9 protein-coding genes are annotated in these 7853 nt (G+C 41.6%); all 9 read right to left on the bottom strand.

The genetic code is table 11. The annotated features are described in order from the left end of the window. Window positions 1–95: 95 nt before the first annotated feature. Window positions 96–347, bottom strand: a complete 252-nt coding sequence (locus QME45_14030) for a hypothetical protein (protein ID MDI6619749.1) — start codon at window positions 345–347, stop codon at window positions 96–98. A gap of 12 nt (window positions 348–359) precedes the next feature. Further along, window positions 360–1112 (bottom strand): TNT domain-containing protein, encoded by a 753-nt coding sequence (locus QME45_14025; protein ID MDI6619748.1) that lies wholly within the window; start codon window positions 1110–1112, stop codon window positions 360–362. Window positions 1113–1647: 535 nt separating this feature from the next. Then, on the bottom strand, window positions 1648–1923 hold the full coding sequence (locus QME45_14020) for a colicin immunity domain-containing protein (GenBank protein ID MDI6619747.1): 276 nt from the start codon (window positions 1921–1923) through the stop codon (window positions 1648–1650). Window positions 1924–2332: 409 nt separating this feature from the next. Further along, window positions 2333–3574, bottom strand: coding sequence for an IS110 family transposase (locus tag QME45_14015; GenBank protein ID MDI6619746.1), 1242 nt, complete (start codon window positions 3572–3574; stop codon window positions 2333–2335). 845 nt (window positions 3575–4419) lie between these two features. After that, window positions 4420–4788, bottom strand: coding sequence for a hypothetical protein (locus tag QME45_14010; protein ID MDI6619745.1), 369 nt, complete (start codon window positions 4786–4788; stop codon window positions 4420–4422). Next, window positions 4785–5240: a hypothetical protein gene (locus QME45_14005; protein MDI6619744.1), complete on the bottom strand. Its 456-nt coding sequence runs from the start codon at window positions 5238–5240 to the stop codon at window positions 4785–4787. The genes QME45_14010 and QME45_14005 overlap by 4 nt, the downstream gene beginning before the upstream one ends. A gap of 56 nt (window positions 5241–5296) precedes the next feature. Further along, window positions 5297–6502, bottom strand: a complete 1206-nt coding sequence (locus QME45_14000) for an IS110 family transposase (GenBank protein MDI6619743.1) — start codon at window positions 6500–6502, stop codon at window positions 5297–5299. A 722-nt stretch (window positions 6503–7224) separates the two neighbouring features. After that, window positions 7225–7485, bottom strand: a complete 261-nt coding sequence (locus QME45_13995; GenBank protein ID MDI6619742.1) for a hypothetical protein — start codon at window positions 7483–7485, stop codon at window positions 7225–7227. Continuing rightward, the coding region (locus tag QME45_13990) for a hypothetical protein (protein ID MDI6619741.1) at window positions 7482–7853 on the bottom strand (372 nt) is incomplete at its 5' end. The genes QME45_13990 and QME45_13995, both read right to left, overlap by 4 nt.

The following is a 7853-nucleotide window of genomic DNA, read 5'->3' as shown; positions in this document are numbered from 1 at the left end:
CCCACCGCTTGCAACTTTATTTACTCCGGTTTCTACACGTCTGCTGTTTGCCTTTATGTAATTAAAAATTTTCTATTACATAAAAATAAATATTCTTACTTAAAAGAGCTTGGAGGATATTTAATTTCATTTTTTAATTTTTTTAGAAAATATCGGCAGGCTTCATCCTCATTATCAAAACTTTTATAACCTTCCTGATTTCCTTTTTCGTCATAATAGAAATATTCCCATTTAGAGTATACTTGATTTAGTATATAAGTATCTGTTAACAAATGCCCATTAAATGAGTAATAGTTTTTGGGAATACCTAAATTGTCTAATTCATTCTCTAACTGTTTTATATTCATATCTTAACTCTCCTACGGAATAATTTTAATAATTTCTCGATTTAATAGTATTTCAGCACTTACAGGAGAACAATATTGAGTCCCAAGTCCTATTTGATTAAAAGCAGGTGCAATCGTTGACGACTCAACTTCAAATGGCTTTACTACTTCAAATGCTCTATACTGTGATAAATCCGCATTAGAAGGTAATGATCTCATTTCCACAGGTGTACCTGCAGGTGAAAAATACCTACCGCCTAATTTACCAAACCTATCAATTTGATCTCCTGGCATTAAATATATTCTTTCAGTAGCACCTAATGCTCCATTATTCGGTGGGTAATATGGCTGAACAGCCTTACTTACCTCCTTAGCTGCTACCGGCCTTGTATATGCCTTAATAAGGCTGTTTAAACCATAACTAGCATAATATAAAGTTGCAGTAAATACCATCTTGCCCGAAGTAGTCCCTGACTGGAATTCTGCTTTACTGCTTTTTAGAGCCGGTGTTTTATGCTCTACTTCTATTAATGGCTGTTTTGCCTCACCCATAGGTTTACCGTTGTTGTATGCATTTACAAACATATTCACTGTATCGGCTGCTGCCTGTTTAAATCCATATATCTCTCCTTCTCTTCTCCAGTTCGTGAAATAATCATTGGCAAGCTTCCGCTTTACTTGTGAATTTGTTATTCTGCCTCTGTTGGCGGGTTTAGGTGCAGGTGAGCTTTGCGGAACATATCTGCTTATACCCCCTCCTTCACCATTCCCTACAAGCATCTTCATATGACCGGTAGGGTCCGTCATGCTTGTGGGGTTGCTGTCGCAGTAGCTGTAAAGGTGTGATGTCCACGGCTCGTATGGGTTTCCACGTCGTAACCCTTTACCACCGTTACTTCGGGATTTATGATGTTCGTTACGCTTCCCTTTATGTAATAATTATCAAAAGGCAAAAGATTTTTTACCCATTTAAGCCTTGTTGCTCAAATAACACACTGTCTGTAAATGATAAGGTAAACCATAGATTGAAAACCGTGCGGGTTAAAGGCGGGTACACCTTTGGGCGCACCCGCCGGTTTATAACGGCCGGCAATGCCGACCGCTTAAGGCTTTTGAGTAAACAACAGTCGTTTTTTTAGGTAGCTGTAAATTGAGCAATGTACACCTTTTAGGTGGCTGTAATTGCTGTAAACCAGCCAAGTTTCAAGCCTTCTAAAAGGTGTCCGTAAAGGTCATATAGATTGTTTAAAAGTTCTTATAGTGGCATTATTGGCTCCTATGGCCTTTAATTAAAATCTACAAAAACGTACATATCCTCATTTTACTTCAATAACTTAACTATAACTTCCTCTACTTTAGATTTAACTTCTTGCTCACTATAATAAACACTTGGTATTTTTAAATCCTCCTCGTAGGGAGAAAACCTTGCAGTAATTATAGACAGTTCGTTGAACAGCTCATTTTCAACTTTGCTTAACGTATCATACTCTACCTCAGTATCATAAATAATGGTAAATTGGTCACAAAAAGTATTTGTATCATATTTGCCTTTTTGATATTCAGTTAATAAATAATAAAGCTTTTCTTTCGATGTCATGAATGTTCTCCCTTCAAAAGTTATTTAGGTATAGCAGGTAAATTTCCTATTGCTTTTCTTGTATACTCAAAATGGTATATAGTATTAGTTGCTTTATCATAGAGAACTTCCAAATTATATGTTTGCCCATTCTTGGTCATGGTCGTGTAATGCATCATAGCATTAGAACCTCTTGGATCTGCAACACCCTTTGTTGATTTTATAGCATCCTGTAATGTTTGTGTAGGAACAAACCTTCCGGGATTTTCCATGTGTTTTGTAGGAGTTTTAGCAAAATTTAATCCTTCATCAATACTCTTAAACGTCTTACCCGCGCCCTCAGGTGGAAGAAGATATATCTCAGATCAAGGGTGAGAACCCGTATTCACTTTTAAAAATTAAAGCATAATTTTATGCTGTGCTGTAATAATCATTCCTGTTTTTCTGTGACATGATTCTCAACCACAAAAGGACGATACTCCGTCTTATTTTTCATCATCCCGTATACAATGTTTACTAAGCGGCGCATAATACAGACCAATGCCTGTGATTTCGTCTTGCCTTCACTGATTTTACGCTGGTAATAGGCGTAAAAGATAGGCTGATTCGGCTTTCCTGTCCTTGGAACCGTAACCATGGATACCGCCAGAAAATAAAACAATCCGTGCAGCTCACGGTTACCCTGTTTTGAGCTTTGCTCCTTGCCTTTGCCTCCGGAACTGAACTTTATTGGTGCAATTCCTGCATAACGAGCCAGTTTATCCGCACTTGGAAAACGGCGTATGTCTCCGATTTCAGCAATCAGCTTGCTTGCTGTGGCTATGCTAACGCCTGGTATTGTTGTTAGTTTGTAGTCAAAATGCCTCAGCATTTTTTCAATTTCAGAATCAATCCGGTCTATTTCTTCCTTCTGCTGCTCAAGACAACGCGCAAGGCTTTGCGTGATAAAGTCCCTTGATTCCTGATATTCCCGCATTGTGTCACCGTCATTCTGGACACATTCCAATATGAATTCAATCTTACTTTTCCTTGTATTAGACGCAATGGCTTTGAATTCTTCAAACAGCTCATCAACGGGTTTATTCCGTAGATGGACAGGTGAGGGATAGTTTTTCCAAAAATACAGAGCCGTCTTCCGGTCAATATCACAGAAAAATTTATGATAGCTTGGGTAAACAACGGAAACCTGCTCATGCAAACCATTTTTCAGCCGGATACCGTCTTTGACAAGGGTGTCCCGGCGGTTGACCAGTTGTGACAGCGTCCAATGGTTGTCCTCCGGTTTTGCGTCGGGCAGGGTGTGAAGCTGGTTGATCAGCACCGTTGCTATGCAGTAAGCATCGTGCTCGTCATTTTTCTTCATCATTGGTGCGCTTTTGCGTTGATCATAAGCCAGGGAAGGATTAACATCCTTCACCATGCAACCTTTTTCAATGAGCCAAACAGCAAGGCTCCTGCCATAGCCATAAGCGTTTTCCAAACCATAAATAGGTGATAAATTCAATCGGAAGGCTGCTTTATCAACCTTCTTTGTCAGCTTATTGAATTCGCTGGGCTTGTTTTCGATAACAATTGCATCTAATTTCTCATTCCAGCAATTCACCAAAACAGCGGTATGGGTGTCTTTATGTAAATCCATACCAACATAGAGGTAATTTTCTCTTTTCTGCATATCATCCCTTCTCTTTTCCTGTCCTCCGCTTCAAGTCCCGAGTACCGGCAACCTCAGATGATAGCGTTAACGGTTTTCCCGTCCGCAAGGGCGCGACAGCCTATCTACCGCAAGACTCACAGTTTCAAACAGGTTATTTTCACTTTGGTGTGTGATGTTAACTCTGTTTGAAAAAGATTGCAAGTCATTTCTGCGCTTATATCAAAACTGTCAACTGCAGAAAAGAAAAAACAGGGAGTCGGAATGAGCTTTCCCCCCTTATACCCCCCTCTGGCGCAAATTTTACCACAAAACAGGTTTCCTGTAAATCCATGGTTCACCATGAACCATGGGGTAAAAGCCGATTGATATGTTCGTTACCGGCAGTTTACAGAAGCTGTGGGCTTTCTATATGTCCTCATTATTCGATACACAAATACCTAATGCCAATGACAAGTTTACTAACCTGTTGTCTGGCAACGTGAGCCACTGTATGCGGCTGTGTCGCGTTTTGTTAACAGCCTTAAGGAGTTTGCCCATTCAGCAAAAATAAAACCAGATTTGGCGGCTTTCTGCGAAAGAATATTTTCCTTTGAAACTCAGAACAAAATGTTCTATGTCGCTTTAATTTACGGGGTGAACCATGGGGTCGAAAACCATGCAGGTTAAAGGCGGGTGCACCTTTGGGCGCTCCCGCCGGTTCACAGCGGCCGGCAATGCCGACCGCTTATGGCTTTCAACAAGCAACCTTCGTTTATCGAAGGGTGGCTGTTAATTTGTCAAGGTTCACCTTGCAGGTGGCTGTTATTATTAAAATACAGCGTTATATCGCAAGTTATAGGGTGTCTGCAAAGGCACACCTCTCATTAAAGTGTCTTTCCCGGATACTCTCCACGCCAAATCTTCAGCGATGTTTCCGCTCCGAATCCGATAATGTCTGCACGTTTAGCAACATCTTCCAAAACATCAATAGCTTGTTCAATCAGTATGTTTAGCCTTAGAGCATCCGCTGCCGCTATGGAGCGTGCTTTGTCGTTTTCTGACTTCATGACTTCAGCGAAAACTTGCTTCGCTAAATCCAAATTACTTTCTAAAAAGTCAGTTTTAATTTTTTTTAGCTTTTTTGCTTCTCGATTATTTGTCTTATAATCACCGTTTGGCAACGCTTCTGTCATTATTATTCCAGCATTAATATATTGCTCAATCAATGATTGTGGTGATATATTTTTCTTCATTTTGTCACCCCGAATCTCTTTAAGACATCCATTCCAAATTGATATTGCGTTTCAAAACTTTGTCCTGCAAGCCAATCCCGAACTCTCATAGTGTCTGATAAACTTGCATCAATACTGTTATAATACCCGCTTATCTTCGCATGAGTCGCTGAATCAACAGCAATTACATTATTGGTATTATGAATTTGTTGCGGGCTAAACCCTGACTTCTGGATTTGACTCTGTTCGACAACATGATGCCACGCTTTTCCTTCTCCGGCAGGCCCGAGGTTCTTTTTAAGAGCATTAAAATTATCAAAACCTTTCCCCGCGCCCTCAGATGTAGCATCCGAAGGACAGAAATATGCTGTTTGGGATTGCGCATCATTTTTTGGAGCGGCATAAGCGACAGGAACAAAAGCTTGCAGCAGGATAATCAGCACAAGCAACAGTACCGGCAGTTTCTTTCGCATATTTCTCAACTCCTTCGGGCAGGATATCGGTTTTTCGTCATTGTGCCTGTGGGGTATTACCTAACCTCAGATTGCACATCTTCCGGCTCATACGGCCTGTATTCCGTCTTGTTCTTCATCATGCCATAAACGATGTTGACCAGTCTCCGCATGATACAGACCAGAGCCTGAGACTTCGTCTTGCCCTCGCTGATTTTGCGAAGGAAATAGGTGCGGAATATAGGACAGTATGGCTTTCCTTTTGTTGAGACAGCCACCATAGTTACGGCAAGGAAGTAGAATAAGCCATGAAGCTCACGGTTGCCCTGCTTGTTGCTCTCATCCCTGCCTTTACCCGCAGAACTGAAGCTTTTGGGAGCAATTCCGGCAAAACGGGCCAGCTTGTCGGCATTGGGGAAACAGCGTATATCGCCTATCTCGGCAATCAGCTTGCTTGCGATTGCGTTTCCAACGCCGGGCAGGGTGGTGAGCTTGTAGTCAAAGGATTCCAGCATCTTTGTGATTTCCGTTTCGATTTGTGCCAATTCAACCGCCTGATGCTCCAAATCACGGACAAGGCTTTGCGTAATAAAATCTCTGGAAGCCTGATAACCCCTGTGCGTATTGCCATCCTTCTCCATACATTCAAGGATCATTTCCGCTTTACCCTTAGCATAATTCGGAGAAACAGCTTTCAGTTCCGCCGCTAATTCTTCTGCTGCCTTGCCTTTCAGGTGACCGGGTGAAGGATAGTGTTTCCAAAAGTACAGTGCCGTTTTCCGGTCAATTTCACAGAAGAATTTGCGGTAACTGGGGTATGCATTTGTCAGCTGCTCATGCAAACCATTTTTCAGCCGGATACCCTCTTTGACAAGGGTGTCCCGGCGGTTGACCAGCTGGGACAGCGTCCAATGATTGTCCTCCGGCTTTGCGTCAGGCAGGGTGTGAAGCTGATTGATCAGAACCGTTGCCACGCAATAAGCGTCATGCTCATCGTTTTTCTTCATCATTGGTGCGCTTTTGCGTTGGTCATAAGCCAGGGACGGATTAACATCCTTCACCATGTAACCTTTTTCAATCAGCCATACGGCAAGGCTCCTGCCGTAGCCGTAGGCGTTTTCCAAACCGTAAATAGGCGACAAATTCAGTCTTAATGCTGCTTTATCAACCTTCTTTGCCAGCTTATTAAACTCGCTGGGCTTGTTTTCGATGACAATTGCATCTAATTTTTCATTCCAGCAATTCACCAGAACAGCGGTATGAGTGTCCTTATGCAAGTCCATACCGACATAGAGGCAGTTTTCTCTTTTCTCCTACATCCACATAAAGCCCCGAGTACCGGCAACCTCAGATGATAGCCTTCGTTCTTTGAACGGGCAAGGGCGCAACAGCCTATCTACGCAAGACTCACAGTTTCAAACAGGTTATTTTCACTTTGGTGTGTATGTTAACTCTGTCTGAAAACTATTGCAAGTCATTCCTGCGGTTTGTCTCCAAGCTGTCACATTCAGAAAAAAGAAATGGCGTGATTTTTTACCCCCTGGTACCCCCCTCTGGCACAAAGTTTACCACAGGCGGGTTTTCTTGAAAAGAGGGGTTCATAGGGGTTCACAAACATTTTTTGCTTTTTATTTCAATTTTCAAGTAGGTTGCAAAATTTGCACGTTTCACGAAAAATTCGTTACGCCTAACCAAAGCACTTGCCACTGTAAGCCGCCGTATGCCCCTGTGTCGCATTTTAAATGTTGACATAAGGGGTTTTGCCTATTCAGCAAAAATCAGGGCAAGTTTGGCCGACTTGTGCTGGGTATCACCAGCCAACTTATTCGATGGATTCCTTGCTTTTTTATCCCTTTTGCAGACCAAACTGCAAGGTCGAAAAAAGAGCAGGAAGCGAGGTGGTCGCAAGCGTCCCCTCGCAGCCACAAACGCCGGCAGTGCCGGCGTTGTAGCAGTTTGGTTTAGGGTGCTGTGAAAGGTAAGAAACCCACACTTTTAGCCATTTTTATAGGTGCTGTGAGGTGTCTCTTCCATTTGTTTCTTGACCTAAAATAGGTACAATTTGTTGAGGAATGATATCAATTAGGCTAAATGATTTAAGCTGTGATTCAATAATATCCAGAGCATCATAGTATGCAAAATTAGCGCCTTGTCTGAATGCCTTATCATGTTCGTTCTCGTTGTCTGCTGCTTTCAATGAATCATTATACTTTTCTTGTACAATGATTATTAGATCATTAATAAAGTTCTTTAATTCCTCACTCATTTTAAATTCTCCTTAATGCCTTTTAATATATTTAGCTGTTCTTGCTGTCTTTGAATATCGCTTGGCCACTTTTTATTTATCAGCGCTTCTTGTTGTCTTGGATCCAGCTTTTTAAAATTTGGTATATATTTCTCGGGATTGGCAATTTTAGCTTGGTGTTCTGCTATTTCTTTTTCTATCGATTGTATACCTTTTGTAATTTCCTTAGGAGACTTGTTGATATATTGTTTATAAAAACCGCTATGCTTTCCACCTTCTTTAGCTATATCGTATGCGTTCTTCCCCGCGCCCTCACTTTTAGGCACATTCCCCAGTATGGCCATACCCTGCGATGCAACCATTACAGACCCTATCTCGGTAAAATAATA

The sequence above is a fragment of the Clostridiales bacterium genome, assembly GCA_030016385.1.
Taxonomy (GTDB): domain Bacteria; phylum Bacillota; class Clostridia; order Clostridiales; family Oxobacteraceae; genus JASEJN01.
The sequence above is the reverse complement of the archived record's forward strand: the minus strand, read 5'-3'. Positions and strand labels throughout refer to the sequence as shown.